Below are 13799 nucleotides of genomic sequence, written 5' to 3' on the forward strand. Positions count from 1 at the left end.
CGGGTCGGAGACGTAGGGCGTCGTGTAGGACGTCGACTCGGCCCACTCGTAGAGGCGGCTCGACGAGTCCTTGGTCCGGCTCGTCGCCCAGTCGAGGCCGCCGTTGCCGTTGAGCCACTGCAGCTGCGCGTCGAGCATGGCGAGCGTGGCGACCGCGGGGGTGTTGTAGGTCTGGTTCTTCAGCGAGTTGTCGATCGCGGTCGGCAGGCTGAAGAAGTCCGGCACCCAGCGATCGGTGGCGGCGATCTCCTCGACCCGGGCCAGCGCAGCGGGGGAGAAGAGCGCCAGCCAGAGGCCACCATCCGAGGCGAAGCACTTCTGGGGCGCGAAGTAGTAGACGTCGGTCTGCGCGATGTCGACCGGGAGGCCACCGGCACCGGACGTCGCGTCGATGAGCACGAGCGCGTCCTCGTCGGCGCCCTCGACGCGCTGGATGGGTGCCATGACGCCGGTCGACGTCTCGTTGTGCGGCCAGGCGTAGACGTCGACGCCCGCCTCGGCCCGGGCCGTCGGCAGCGTGCCCGGCTCGGCCTTGATGATCGTGGAGTCGCCGAGGAACGGCGCGTTGTGCGTCACGTTGCCGAACTTGCTCGAGAACTCACCGAAGGCGAGGTGCTGGGCGCGCTCGCGGACGAGACCGAAGGCGGCGATGTCCCAGAACGCGGTCGAGCCGCCGTTGCCGAGGATGACCTCGTAGCCCTCCGGCAGGCTGAAGAGGTCGCGCAGTCCGGAGCGGACGGAGCCGACCAGGTTCTTGACGGGGGCCTGGCGGTGCGACGTGCCGAGGACGGTGCGGCCCAGGCTGGCGAGGTGGTCGAGTTGCTCGGGGCGGACCTTGGACGGGCCGGAACCGAACCGGCCGTCGGACGGGATGAGCTCGCTCGGGATGGTGATGGTCGGCGTGCTGGCGGGGGCGTCGGTCACGGTTTCACCTTGGGGTGGGGCCACGGCGGGCGGTGGCGGGCGTGTTGCTGACGGGTGACGCCGTTGTCACCGGACCATTGAACCGTAGGTGTCCAGTGGCTGAACACGGCCGACCGCTGTGTGGACGCCCACAGCACGGGACGAGCGGGTGTCGTATGCCGCTGGGCTGGGTTCCTGGTGCCGGCCGGGCTCTGGCGGTGGGTCGGGTCGGTGGATTGCATCGCCTTGACCTCGGGCCGTCCACATCCCCTTGGGCCCTGACCGGTCCTCCACAGGTGTGAGGTCAGCCAGAGCGGCAGCGGCGGCGAATGGGGAGGCTGAGGGCATGGATCTGTCGCATGTCGCTCGGCGTGACGTCTTCTCGGCGGCCTGGGCCCGGGGCCACGGCCTCGACTCCGACGCGATCGCGCGCGCCGTGGGCGAAGGTCGGGCGCATCCGCTCGTGCGCGGGTGGTACGCGACGCGACCGCCGGCCGATGACGTCGACTGGAACCGGCTGGCTGCCCGGGCGGCGTTCTACCGGTTCGAGGGCCGGGCCATGGTCAGCCACCAGTCCGCGTTGATCTGGGCGAGCCTGCCGGTGATGTACGCCGACCTGCGCACCGTCCACCTGACCCGGATCGCCGCCGGATCATCGCGGCGCCGGCCGGGGGTGATGCTGCACCGGGCCGTCTGGGGTGTGCCCGAGAGTGACCGGGTGCCGCTCGCGGTCGCGATCGTCCAGGCCGGCCTGGCGGCTGAGCCGCTGACGGCCCTGATCGCGGCGGATGCCGCGCTGCACGGCAGGAAGGTGGACCGAGGCGACCTCGACGAAGCGATCGACCTGCTCGGCCGGTCGCGGCAGATCGCGCCCGTCCGGACGATGCTGGAGCACGCGGACGGCCGGATCGAGTCTCCTGGCGAGAGCATCGCCGGCCACCGGTTGCGCCAGCTCGGCTGGCAGGTCGAGCCGCAGTTCCGCGTCGAGACCGACCAGGGGGAGAAGGTGGCCGACTTCCGGATCGTCGGGACTCGGGTCCTCGTCGAGGTCGATGGCAAGGCCAAGTACTGCGGTGACGAGGGACCGGACGCGGTCTTCCGCGAGAAGCGGCGCGAGGACGCCGTCCGGCGCAAGGACTGGAGGTTCGTCCGCCTGGTCATGGCCGAGCTCGACGACCTGCGGCTCATCGAAGGCCGGGTCCGGGAGCAGCTCGCAGCCGACGCCGCTTGAACCGCCCCCACCGCTGACGACGGCCCGGCTCCATGCTGTGCGTCGGGTCGACCTCGATGCGTCGCAAGCGCCTGCCTGCGTCGGGGTCATGCCTATCGAAAACCTGGATGCGTCTCCTCGAGGCGACGCATCCAGGTTTTCTGGCATTTTCTGGCACCGCCGGGCTCGGCCCGGTCGGCGGCAATCAGTGGGCGATCATGTGGGCGATCAGTGAGCGAGGTCGGGGGTCCAGCCGTCGACGTCCTCGGGCTTGCGCGGACCCTCGCCGATGTAGCGCGACGACGGCCGGATCAGGCGACCGGTGACCTTCTGCTCGAGGATGTGCGCCGACCAGCCAGCCGTGCGCGCACAGGTGAACATCGGGGTGAACATCTGCGGTGGCACCTCGGCGAAGTCGAGGATCACCGCGGCCCAGAACTCGACGTTGGTGGCGAGAACCCGGTCGGGGCGGCGGGCCTGCAACTCCTCGAGTGCTGCCTTCTCGAGCGCGGCGGCCGTCTCGAACCGGGGCGCCCCGAGCCGCTCCGCTGCCGCGCGCAGGACTCGCGCCCGCGGGTCCTCGGCCCGGTAGACGCGGTGCCCGAAGCCCATCAGGCGCTCGCCCCGGTCCAGCACTCCCTTGACGTAGGCGAGTGCGTCGCCCTCGCGTTCGACTCCCTCGAGCATGTGGAGCACCCGGGACGGCGCGCCGCCGTGGAGCGGACCGGACATGGCGCCGACGGCACCTGAGAGGGCGGCGGCGACGTCGGCACCGGTCGAGGTGATGACGCGTGCCGTGAAGGTCGAGGCGTTCATGCCGTGCTCGGCCGCGGAGACCCAGTAGGCGTCGACGGCTTCGACGTGCTTCGGGTCCGGCTCGCCGCGCCACCGGATCATGAACCGCTCGGTGATCGTCCTGGCCTTGTCGACCTCGGACTGCGGCACCATCGGCTTGTCGAGACCGCGAGCGGACTGGCCGACGAAGGACAGCGCCATCACGGCAGCCCGGGCCAGGTTGGCGCGCACCTCCTCGGGCTCGATGTCGAGGGTCGGCCGGAAGCCCCAGCCCGGGGCGAGCATCGCCAGGGCGGACTGGACGTCGACCCGGACGTCGCCGGTGTGGACCGGGAGCGGATAGGGCTCGGCCGGCGGCAGGCCAGGGTTGAACTTGTTGTCGACGAGCAGGCCCCAGACGTTGCCGAAGGACACGTGACCCACGAGGTCCTCGATGTCGACGCCGCGGTAGCGCAGCGCGCCACCCTCCTTGTCGGGCTCGGCGATGGCCGACTCGAAGGCGATGACCCCCTCGAGGCCTGGCTTGAAGTCCGGGTCGGGTGTGTGGTCTGCCATGTCGGTCCTTGTCAGGTTCGATGGGCACCGCGGTGGTCTGCCACCCCGGCGTGGGCCACCAGCCATTCTGCACATCGCAGGCCGTCGCCGTCGGACGGGGCTGACAGACTCACCGTATGCCGTCAGCAGCGCACCAATCGGCTTACGCCCACGACGTTCTCACCGGCCGGGACGACGAGGACTTCGACCTCGTCCGCTTCGATGGCACTGACCTGAGCCGCGCCCATCTCGAGGGGGTCACCTTCCTCGAGTGCACCCTCACCGGCTGCACCCTCGACGACGTGCACCTCGAGTCGTCGCGGTGGTCGGAATGTCGCTGGGAGCGGGTCGGTGGAGCCGGCGTCACGCTGGCACGGGCGAGCCTCGCCGACGTCACGATCGAGGGTTGCAGGCTGGCGGCCGTCTCCGCGTGGGGATCGACCTGGCGGGACGTCACCGTGACCGGTGGCAAGGTCGACTTCCTCAACCTGCGGGGCTCCCGGCTCAAGGACGTGCGTTTCGTCGACTGCATCGTCACCGAGCTGGACCTCGCGGAGGCCACCGTGGACGGCCTGAGCTTCGAGGGGTGCACCCTCGTCGAGCCGGAGTTCGGGAGGGGGTCGCATGCCGCTCTCGACCTCTCCGGGGCGACGCTGCGTTCGCCGCGTGGCTTGACCGCGCTCAAGGGGGCGCGAGTGAGCCGCCTCCAGCTGATCGAGCTGGCTGATGTTCTCGCTGCGGAGCTCGGCCTCGACATCGCGGACTGACGCCGTCCCACCTCGAGTGGCCCCGCCGTCCACAGACCAGGTCACGACCTGCTGTGGATGCCGGGGCCACTCGAGATTGGGGGGTGTGGATGCCGGGGCCACTCGAGGTGGGGGGGTCAGTTGATGGCGCCGGGCTTTCCGCGCCGGAGGGCGGAGGTCGCGGCGTCCTTGGCCCGGTCCTTCGCCGTCAGCTGGTCCGTCGGGCGGATCCGCTTGGTGAGGTCGGCACCCCGCAACAGGCTGGGCAGCGGCGTCGCGGAGACCGGATAGACCGTGATGGCCGTGTCACCGCTGAAGACGATCCAGAGCGACCGGTCGCCCTCGTAGACCTTGAGGATGCTGCCGTCCGAGAGCGACTTCGCGTGGTCGAACGCCTGCTTGCGCGCCTTCTCGCTCGCGATGACCTTCTGCGCTGCCTCCTTCGCAGGCTCGCGCAACGCCTTGCTCGCCACCCAGATCTGGGGGCCGTACTTGGCGCCCACCTTGACGATCTTCGAGACCGCCCTGCCCGTGCCTGCCATGGGTCACTCCTCGTCGCTCGCTGGTCGCGGGTCCTGCCCCGAACCCTAGTCTGGAGGCATGGCCAGACCCGATCCTGAACACACCGGCCCCGTCGACGCCGCGGACGGTCTGCTCGAGGCGGACGTGCCCGGGGCTCCGTACCCACTCGTCCGGAGCTGGGTCGACACCGCTCTCGCCGCCGGGCGTGACGACGGGTCCGAGCCGACGGCGATGGCCGTGGCGACAGTGGATGCCGACGGGCGGCCGAACGTGCGCACCGTCCTCATGCGCTTCCTCGACGAGCGTGGTCCGGGCTTCGTGACCAACCTCGAGTCCACCAAGGCCGAGGAGCTGTCGGCCAACCCGCGGATCGCCGCCACGCTGACCTGGCCCGCGCTGCACCGCGCGGTCCGGTTCCGCGGACTGGTCGAGCCGGTCGACCGGGAGGAGGTGGCGGCCTACTTCAACTCTCGGCCGTATGGTTCGAGGCTGTCGGCGTGGGCGTCCGACCAGTCGCGGCCCGCTGCCGGGCGGGGGCAGCTGGAGCAGCGCTGGCAGGAGATGCTCGAGCGGTTCCCCGACCGGGGCGAGCCGGGCGACATGCCGGTGCCGGACTTCTGGGGCGGCTACCGGATCAGGTGTGACGAGGTGGAGTTCTGGGCGGGGCGGGTCGATCGACTGCACGACCGGATCGTCTTCACCCGCACCGGTGACGGCGACCTGGCGGACCCGCACTCCTGGGCCCGCTCACGCCGGCAGCCCTGAGCCCGTGCCCTCAGCTCGGGGGCTGAGCTCGGGGGGTGAGCTCGGGGTTCCGGGACAAGGAGACAGGGCAGCCCGACCGGGTCGGACTGCCCTGCACTCATCCTTGGTGCGGGTGGGGACGCGGCTATCGCGTGGCCACCTCACACGTTCCGGAAGAAATCACTTCGCGGACCACCTCCTTCCTTGCTGCTCACCCCGACCGTACGTCGGTGGGGCGCCGGCCGCCAAGGGGTTATCAGGGCCCGGCGCTGCGCCCCGTCGGGCGAGGTGACGTCCGAATCGTCAGGGCCGCCACCCGACCAGCGCCGACCGAGGAGCGCGAGGACGAGCGGGATCTCCACGTAGACGTGTGGGCTGCCCAGGGCGTCGTGGAGCACGACCCCCGTGGAGTAGTCGCTGACGAGCAGGACTGCGAACATCGCGGCTCCGAGGAACCCGATGGCCCAGACCCGCGCACCGGTCAGCCACGGCAGCCGCTCCTCGAGGTCCGCCGCGGCGTCGGGGGCGTGGCGCGGGAAGAACGCGACCCAGGTCAGCAGGTGCATGGTCTGAAGGAAGGCGAACGCAGCGAGGAAGCGGGTGCCGACGACGGTGCCCACCCCTCCGGGCGGCTGGGCCCCCGCGACGACGGAGTGGCCGTCGCCGACGAGGCTTCGGACGAACGTGGCATCCGTCCCGAGCCAGGAGTCGGCCCAGCCGGCCACGATGAGAGCCGGGATGACCAGGGCCCAGCCGGCCTGCAGGACACGGAAGGCGCGTCGGGACCGGGCCGACGGGAGGCGCCGTGACCACTCCCAGAGGAAGACGACAACCGTGACGAGGTGCAGGTGCGCCAGTGCGACGAAGTGCTCCTCGGGCCACCGCAGCGAGGCGAGGGCGGCCACGCCGGTCAGCGCCCACACCGGCACCCGCTGAGGTCGGGCGAGCACGCGGGGGATCGACACGGCGACGAGCGCATACCCGAGCAGGATCTCCGCGACGTTGGCCGGACGGCCGACCAGCCCGCCCAGCAGCCGGCTGAGGACGATCCCCGCGAGGAGCACGGCCACGAGGCGCATGAACGGCCGCCCGAGGCCCAGGGCGAGGCCGGAGAACCGACCCGCGACGTATCGCAGCTCGAGCACGGCGTGAAGGACACCGAGGAGGACGACGCCGAGCACCACCGTGGACACGGCCGACGCGAGCGACACCGCCAGGGACCCCGCGACGACCACGAGGCACGACGTGAACAGCACGGCCACCCGGGGGCCCGCCCCCGTGGGCCCGGGAAGGGTCACGGCACCCAGCCGGCGCCGACCCGGGCAGCGAGCCCAGCGGCATACGGCACGCTCGTGAGGTGCTGACCGGGAGTGTTCACGGATTCATCGTTTCTGGGGGATCGGGCGCCGGGCGACCGCAGATGCGCAATCGTTAGGGGGCCGTGGCGCGTCCGAGACCGTTGAGCACGAGGCGTGCCCGCCGAGGTGACCAAGAAGTGGCCACCTGGTGAGACGGCGCCCGCTGAACCGTAAGGTGCGAACGATGACCGTGCCCGTTCCGACGCCGGAGCCGACACCCGAGCAGGGCTCTCGCGCCACCCTTCGGGCCATCGCGCTGTCGGCCTACGGTCCGACCCTCCTGGCCTCGACGGGCACGGGCGCCATTGCCCCGATCATCGCCGTGTCGGCGCGCGAGCTCGGCGCCTCGGTCGGCCTCGCCGCGCTCCTCGTCGCGGCGCTCGGCGTGGGCACCCTGCTCGGCGACCTGCCCTCCGGCGCCCTGGCCGCGCGGATCGGTGAGCGCAAGGCACTGCTCGTCGCAGCACTCGTGGAGGCGGGCGGCATGGCCCTGTCGGCGACCGCCGGGTCCCTCGCCATGCTGTTCGCCGGCGTCGTCGTGATCGGTCTGGCCGCGTCGCTCTTCGGCCTGGCCCGGCAGGCGTACCTCACCGAGGCCGTCCCGGTCCGGATGCGGGCCCGCGCGCTCTCCACACTGGGCGGTGTCCACCGCATCGGCTACTTCGTCGGCCCCTTCCTGGGGGCGCTGGTCGTCGCCACCTGGGACGTGGCGGCTGCCTACGTGGTCGGCGCCGGGGCGAGTCTGGCGGCCTTCGTCCTCGTCCTCGTCGCCCCCGACATCACGCGGCGGAGCGGCCACGGGCAACCGGTCCGCCAACGGTCGGTGGTCTCGGTCCTCGTCGAGCACCGCACGGTCCTGCTGACGCTCGGAGTCGGCGCCATGTGGGTCTCCGGGGCGCGCACGGTCCGCGAGGCACTCGTGCCGCTCTGGGCCGAGTCGGTCGGGCTGTCCCCGAGCCAGACCGCGCTCGTCTTCGGGGTCTCCGGCGCCGTCGACATGCTGCTGTTCTACCCGTCCGGCTGGCTCATGGACCGCCACGGGCGCGTCGCCGCGGCCGTGCCCAGCATGCTCGTCCTCGGGCTCGGCATGGCGCTGCTGCCCCTCAGCACGACGTTGGTCGCCGTCACGGCCGCAGCCACGGTGCTCGGCCTGGGCAACGGCCTGGGGGCCGGCCTCATCATGACGCTCGGCGCCGACGCGTCCCCCGCCGAGGGGCGCGCCCAGTTCCTCGGGGGGTGGCGCCTGTGCGCGGACGTGGGAAGAGCAGCGGGTCCCCTCGCGTTGTCAGGGCTGAGCGCCATCATGACGCTCGGCGCCGCCTCGGTCGCCCTCGGCATCGGCGCGGTCGCCGGCGCGGTGTGGCTGCGCATCTGGGTGCCCCGTCACGACCCGACGCGGCGAGCCGGGGCAACGAAGGATTCTTTGAGAGAGTAGGACAGTGACCGACCTCATCGACACCACAGAGATGTACCTCCGGACGATCTTCGAGCTGGAGGAGGAGGGCATCATCCCCCTCCGGGCGCGGATCGCCGAGCGGCTCGGCCACTCCGGCCCGACGGTGTCGCAGACAGTTGCCCGGATGGAGCGTGACGGTCTCGTCAGCGTGACCGACGACCGCCACCTCGAGCTCTCCGACGAGGGTCGCCTGCTCGCGACCCGCGTGATGCGCAAGCACCGACTCGCCGAGCGGCTCCTCGTCGACGTCATCGGGCTCGAGTGGGAGTACGCCCACGACGAGGCGTGCCGATGGGAGCACGTCATGTCGGAGAAGGTGGAGCGCAAGATCCTCAGCCTCATCCAGGACGGGCGCGAATCGCCCTACGGCAACCCGATTCCCGGTCTCGAGGAGCTCGGTCTCGACGTGTCGGGGGACTTCCGCACCGGCCTCGTCCCGCTGACCCAGGCCGCGGGGGCCGAGCCGGTGGCGCTGACCATCCGGCGGATCGGGGAGCCGGTGCAGGTCGACCCGGAGGCCCTCGGCCTGCTGACGTCGGCCGGGTTGGTGCCGGGGGGGCGCGTCTCGGTCGTCCTCGAAGAGGGCCGGATCGTCGCCTGTCGCGAGGGCACGGACCGGTCGACCGGCGTCTCCTTGCCGGAGGACGTGGCGGCCCACGTCTTCGGCCAGCGAGAGACCGGCGAGCCCGCCGCCACGACGGCCGCGCCCCGGCCGGCCTGACGCTCAGGCCGGCTCCGGCCGGGACCCTGAGCCCGCCCCGCCGAGCCGGCCCCTGAGGCGCCCCCCGCGCCACCCCCGAGCCACCTCCCGAGAAAGTTGTCCCCAAGTCGTGACCGGGGCGTGACAACCGCAGGGGGTTTGGATAGTTTGAGCAGGCTCGCTCTGAAGGGGTGGGTGCTCTGGACCGGATCGCCAAATCCTGCCGCCGGACCGGGGCTCGTCACACACCGCATGGCAGGAGCGGGGGAACCACTTCTCCGGGCGTCGTGAGACGCCCTTGGGGTGAAGTCCTCCGAGGACCTTCGGGTCCGAGCGAGGGCCGGGTAGTACCTCCCACCCGAACCCGACAGCTCACCTCGCAGGCGTCGAGAGGTAGCACGTGGCTCAGAACGTTGCCGGGCGTCACCGCGCCCCCGGTCGCTACAACCCGCTGTCGGAGCTCAAGGTCATCGCCAAGGAGTCGGCGCAGCCGGCCGTGAAGGGTGCCGCGATCGTGGCAGCCTCCGGTGGTCTCGTCGCCACGTTCGCCCAGCCGGCCGCTGCCGACAGCCAGGCCGCCGCGCCGGTCAACGCGGCTCCGAGCAGCGCTGCCGTCGTCGGCCCGCAGGTGGCGACCCTCAAGGCGGCCAGCGCGCTCAACGCCATCGGCTTCGCCGAGAAGGCCGCGACGTCGCAGGCCGAGACGGTCAAGCCGATCGTCATCAAGGACGTCCTCGTCGAGAAGGAGCGCGCCGCGCGAGAGGCCGCCCAGGCCGCGGAGGCGCGCCGCGAGGCGGCGGAGCGCGCTTCGCGCACGACCGAGCGCACCCCGCTCTCCGACCCGGCGCCGTCCGCCTCCGGGATCGTGGGCATCGCCCAGTCGATGATCGGCGTCCCCTACGTCTACGGTGGCAACACCCCGAGCGGCTTCGACTGCTCCGGCTTCACGTCCTGGGTCTACCGCCAGGCCGGCATCACCATCCCGCGCACGGCTTCTCAGCAGCAGGCGTCCGCCACCCGGGTGAGCTCTCCGCAGCCTGGTGACCTGGTCTTCTTCGGCTACCCGGCCTACCACGTGGGCATCTACGTCAGCCCGGGCCGGATGATCGACGCGCAGCGCCCCGGCACCGTCGTGGGCTACCACTCGATCTGGACGACCCCCCAGGGTTACGGCCGCTACTGAGCCCCTTCGTCTGTCGCGACGAGGCCCTCACCGACGTGGTGGGGGCCTCGTCGCGTCCGGCCATCGCGGGCCCGGAGGAACCGCCCGTGCAAGACTGAAGCGATGACCGACCAGTCCGCAGCCGAGTCCACCACCCCCGTCTCCCTCGAGCTCTGGTCGGACCTCGTCTGTCCCTGGTGCTGGATCTCCAAGCGGCGGATCGAGGCGGCGATCGCGGCCTTCGAGCGCCCGCATGACGTCACGCTGCGGATGCGTTCCTATGAGCTGGACCCGCAGGTGCCGGTCGGTGAGGGTCTGGGCGTCGCCGAGCACCTCGGGCGCAAGTACGGCGGCGGCGTCGAAGGCGGTCGCCTCATGAACGCCCACGTCAGCGACGTCGCCGTGGGTGACGGCCTGAGCTTCGACTGGCACACGGCGGTGCGCGCCAACACCTTCGACGGGCATCGGCTGTGCGCGCTGGCGCTCGAGATGGGTGGCCCGGCCCTCCAGTCCGCCGCCTACGAGCGCTTCCATGCCGCGCACTTCAGCGAGGGGCTGGCCATCGACGACCACGAGGTCCTCCAGCGGCTCTCGGCGGAGGCGGGGCTCGACGAGCGTCGGGTGGCCGCGGTGCTGGCGGGCTCGGACTATGCGGACGACGTGCGTGGGGACGAGGAGCTGGCCCGGTCCATGGGGGTCACGAGCGTCCCGTTCCTCCTGGCCAACGGCCGGGCGGCGCTCACCGGGGCACGCTCGGTCGACGACTACCTGGCGCTGCTGCGGGGCGTGGTCACCGAGGGCGGCTGACCTGCGTCGTCCGGCGCGGGCGCCGGAGCGACCCAGCGTCGCAGGTCCACGAGCCCACCGCACCAGGCACACCGTGCCTGCGCCGGTCTGGCGGGCCACTCGCGGAGGCTGGCGCGCAGACGCGCCGCGGTGCCGGGAGTGAAGACGTGGGGGCACGTCGCCGTGGGTGGCGGGGCCTCGAGCATGCCGTGACCGTAGGGGCCGCCGGTGACATGGCCGTATGCCGCTGGGCTGGGCACGCGGGTCAGGCGCCTCCCGCTCCGGTGGGGTTCGCCGACGTGGGTCCTCCAGAGGCCTCCTCGAGGGTGTCGTGGAGGCGGATCACGGTCTGGAGGCTGGTCAGCTCGAGCACCGCGCGGATGGGCGAGCGGGGAGGGACGACGAGCGCGAGGTCCTGGCGCCGGTGGCCGAGGCGTTGGGCGAGGCGGAAGAGCATCGCGATGGCGGCGCTGTCGAGGTAGGTGGTGCCCCGCAGGTCGAGGATGACCCGGGTCGGATCGTCGGCCAGGGCACTGGTGATGGCCTGCCTGACCTCCCCGACGTTGGCCAGGTCGATGTCTCCGCGGACCTGGACATGGCGGACCCGGCCGGAGTGTTCGTGAGAGGTGATGTGCGCCAAAGCAGTCATCCTCCGTCCTGGGCGCCGATACTGACGCGGCGGCTGAGGTGCACCACCGTTCCGTCGCCGGTGCGGCGGACGTCGACGGTGTCGGCGAGGGCCTGCATCAGCTTGAGGCCCCAGCCGCCGCCGCCCCGGTCTGACTCGACCCGCCACTGTCCGCGGTCGCGCACCCACATCTGCAACAGGTCGTCGTCGATACGGGCTTCGAGCACAAGGTCGCCGGGGGCGGTCGCGTAGGCGTGCTGGACGACGTTGGCGCAGGCCTCCCCGCAGGCAACGAGGATGTCGGTCTCGTCGTCGGCACCCACGCCGGCGTCACGCAGCCACTGCCGGAGTGATCCTCTGGCCTGGGACAGCATCCGGGCCTCGGCGGGGACGGTGACCAGCAAGGGGCCCGAGGGGACCGCCTGGGGGCGGACCGCGATCAGGGCCACGTCGTCGGCGACTCGGCTCGGCTCGATCATCGAGGCGAGGAGGTGGTCGCAGAGCCGTTCGAGGTCCTCGGCGGCCACGGCTGCGGCCGCCTCACGCAACCGGTCCAGGCCGTGGGTGATCGAGGTGCCGCGCCGCTCGACGAGCCCGTCGGTGTAGAGCAGCAGCGTGGAACCGGGCTGGAGCAGGTGCGTCGACTCGTCGTAGTAGGCCTCGGCCGTGACCCCGACCGGTGGGGCGAGACCGACCTCGAGATAGTGGGCCCCTGCGGCGTCGAAGGTGAGCACCGGGGGATGCCCCGCGCTTGCGACCCGCAGCCGGCGGGTGCGCGGGTCGAGCACGGCATAGAGCAGTGTGACCATCTCGGGCATGGGGAGCTGGGACACGAGGCCGTGGACGCTGTGGAGCACCGACGACGGCGACGTGTTCTGGAGGGCGTAGACCCGCAACGCCATGCGGACCTGGGCCATCGTGGCGGCGGCAGAGACACCGTGCCCCGCCACGTCGCCGATCACCAGACCAACCTCTCCGTCGGGGAGCTGGAGCACGTCGTACCAGTCCCCGCCGATCTGCACGTCGCTCGTCGCCGGGACGTAGCGGGCCGCCACCTCGATCCCGGGGACGACTGGGAGCTGCGGCGGCAGCAGGCTGCGCTGCAGCGTCTCGGCGATGTCGTGCTCCCGCTTGGCCCGCGCCTCCTCCTGGGTCAGCTGCTCCTGGGCCTCGAACCGCTCGCGGATCTCGGTCTCGAGCTGCTCGTTGAGAGCCGACAGCTCCGCGGTGCGCACCTCGACCCGGGCCTCGAGGTCCGCCGCCGCCTGCTGCAGGGCCGCTGTGGCGGAGTTGCGCTCGCTGACCAGCGCGGCGAGGACGAAGGAGGTGAGCGCGATGCAGGCGTTGAAGGTGTGCAGTGCGAGCATCTGGTCGAGCAGCGGTCGGCCACGAAAGATGCCGAGCCCCCGGCTCGCCGAGAACGTCGTGACGACCGAGGCAAGGAGGGCGGCGGGGGCGGCCCCGCGCAGCTGGAAGCGCCAGGCCGCCCAGCCCACCACGGGCAGGGAGAGGAATATGACCTGGAGGCTCTGCGCCGCCCACGAGCTGGCGACGACGACGACGAGCAGGATCGCGGAGAGCTCGATCCACTGGCGCACCGGCCACGAGGGCAGCTCCCGGAAGAGGGGAACGCTGAGGAGGAAGGGGGTCACCATGAGGATTCCCATGGCGTCGCCGGTCCACCAGACGGCCAGGGTCGCCGGGAGCTGGCCGGCTGGGATGCCCGCGGACCAGGCCAGTGCGAGCGAGCCGATCGTGGCGCTGATGACGGTGCTGCAGATGGCGACGAGCACGATGGCGAGCGCGTCGCGCTGGCGGTCGAGCTGCCTGCGGAATCCGAGGCGCTCGAGCAGCAGCGCGGCGACGAGTGGGGCCAGGGTGTTGCCGGCCGCGGTGGCCAGTGCGGGCAGGAGCCCCTCGCTGACGGGGAGGTTGACGACGAACGCGGCGACGGCGACGGCAGGCCAGAACCGGCGCCCGAGGATCACGAAGGCGGCGACGGCGATGCCCGTGGGTGGCCAGAGCGGGGTGACGTTCTCCTCGACGAGGGACAGGAGGAGCCCCAGCCGGGCCCCGAGGTAGTACGCGACGGCGACGACGACCAACCAGCGGGCGCGCTCGCCCGTGATCGCCCGCCTCCACCCCGCGGCCCGGGAGGTCACCGTCACAGGCCGAGCCTAGGGACATGGGCGGCGCTGCACGAGGAATTGGGGCGGGACGTACAACCGCGCCGCCGGCAACGGCCAGCCGGGGCT

Annotated in this window: 13 protein-coding genes and 1 riboswitch; of the genes, 7 read left to right on the forward strand and 6 right to left on the reverse strand. The window is 71.9% G+C overall.

The features are described from left to right. On the reverse strand, positions 1-924 hold a 924-nt coding region (gene serC / locus OO014_RS06190; protein WP_272461415.1), incomplete at its 3' end, for a phosphoserine transaminase. Positions 925-1249: 325 nt separating this feature from the next. Here serC and OO014_RS06195 point away from each other — a divergent pair. Further along, positions 1250-2134, forward strand: coding sequence for a hypothetical protein (locus OO014_RS06195; RefSeq protein ID WP_272461416.1), 885 nt, complete (start codon positions 1250-1252; stop codon positions 2132-2134). A gap of 207 nt (positions 2135-2341) precedes the next feature. On the opposite strand, the gene OO014_RS06200 is transcribed toward OO014_RS06195, so the two are convergent. After that, positions 2342-3463: a citrate synthase 2 gene (locus OO014_RS06200; RefSeq protein WP_272461417.1), complete on the reverse strand. Its 1122-nt coding sequence runs from the start codon at positions 3461-3463 to the stop codon at positions 2342-2344. Positions 3464-3579: 116 nt separating this feature from the next. Between OO014_RS06200 and OO014_RS06205 the strand changes: the two genes are divergently transcribed. Continuing rightward, entirely contained in the window at positions 3580-4209 is a 630-nt protein-coding gene (locus OO014_RS06205; RefSeq protein WP_272461418.1) for a pentapeptide repeat-containing protein, read from the forward strand. 116 nt (positions 4210-4325) lie between these two features. On the opposite strand, the gene OO014_RS06210 is transcribed toward OO014_RS06205, so the two are convergent. Next, positions 4326-4730, reverse strand: coding sequence for a hypothetical protein (locus tag OO014_RS06210; RefSeq protein WP_272461419.1), 405 nt, complete (start codon positions 4728-4730; stop codon positions 4326-4328). 58 nt (positions 4731-4788) lie between these two features. Between OO014_RS06210 and pdxH the strand changes: the two genes are divergently transcribed. Next, positions 4789-5475 (forward strand): pyridoxamine 5'-phosphate oxidase, encoded by a 687-nt coding sequence (pdxH, locus tag OO014_RS06215; protein ID WP_272461420.1) that lies wholly within the window; start codon positions 4789-4791, stop codon positions 5473-5475. A gap of 140 nt (positions 5476-5615) precedes the next feature. On the opposite strand, the gene OO014_RS06220 is transcribed toward pdxH, so the two are convergent. Continuing rightward, positions 5616-6752 carry a hypothetical protein gene (locus OO014_RS06220; protein WP_272461421.1) on the reverse strand — a complete coding sequence of 379 codons (1137 nt, stop codon included), beginning with the start codon at positions 6750-6752 and terminating at the stop codon, positions 5616-5618. Positions 6753-6996: 244 nt separating this feature from the next. Here OO014_RS06220 and OO014_RS06225 point away from each other — a divergent pair, with 244 nt between their 5' ends. The 4 genes from OO014_RS06225 to OO014_RS06240 all read left to right on the forward strand — a co-directional run bounded on the left by OO014_RS06225 (position 6997) and on the right by OO014_RS06240 (position 10937). After that, complete coding sequence (locus OO014_RS06225) at positions 6997-8247, forward strand: MFS transporter (protein WP_272461422.1); 1251 nt, start codon at positions 6997-6999, stop codon at positions 8245-8247. A 4-nt stretch (positions 8248-8251) separates the two neighbouring features. Next, a complete protein-coding gene (locus OO014_RS06230; protein ID WP_272461423.1) occupies positions 8252-8989 on the forward strand; it encodes a metal-dependent transcriptional regulator in 738 nt (245 codons plus the stop codon). A 215-nt stretch (positions 8990-9204) separates the two neighbouring features. Beyond that, positions 9205-9370: riboswitch (cyclic di-AMP (ydaO/yuaA leader) on the forward strand. Continuing rightward, positions 9369-10151 carry a C40 family peptidase gene (locus OO014_RS06235; RefSeq protein ID WP_272461424.1) on the forward strand — a complete coding sequence of 261 codons (783 nt, stop codon included), beginning with the start codon at positions 9369-9371 and terminating at the stop codon, positions 10149-10151. It overlaps the preceding riboswitch by 2 nt. Before the next feature lie 102 nt (positions 10152-10253). Next, positions 10254-10937, forward strand: a complete 684-nt coding sequence (locus tag OO014_RS06240) for a DsbA family oxidoreductase (protein WP_272461425.1) — start codon at positions 10254-10256, stop codon at positions 10935-10937. Between the two features lie 244 nt (positions 10938-11181). On the opposite strand, the gene OO014_RS06245 is transcribed toward OO014_RS06240, so the two are convergent. Further along, complete coding sequence (locus OO014_RS06245) at positions 11182-11565, reverse strand: STAS domain-containing protein (protein ID WP_272461426.1); 384 nt, start codon at positions 11563-11565, stop codon at positions 11182-11184. Next, positions 11562-13712: a SpoIIE family protein phosphatase gene (locus OO014_RS06250; RefSeq protein WP_272461427.1), complete on the reverse strand. Its 2151-nt coding sequence runs from the start codon at positions 13710-13712 to the stop codon at positions 11562-11564. Before OO014_RS06250 ends, OO014_RS06245 begins: the two co-directional genes overlap by 4 nt. Positions 13713-13799 lie beyond the last annotated feature (87 nt).

This window comes from Intrasporangium calvum, from assembly GCF_028446585.1.
Taxonomy (GTDB): Bacteria; Actinomycetota; Actinomycetes; order Actinomycetales; family Dermatophilaceae; genus Intrasporangium; species Intrasporangium calvum_A.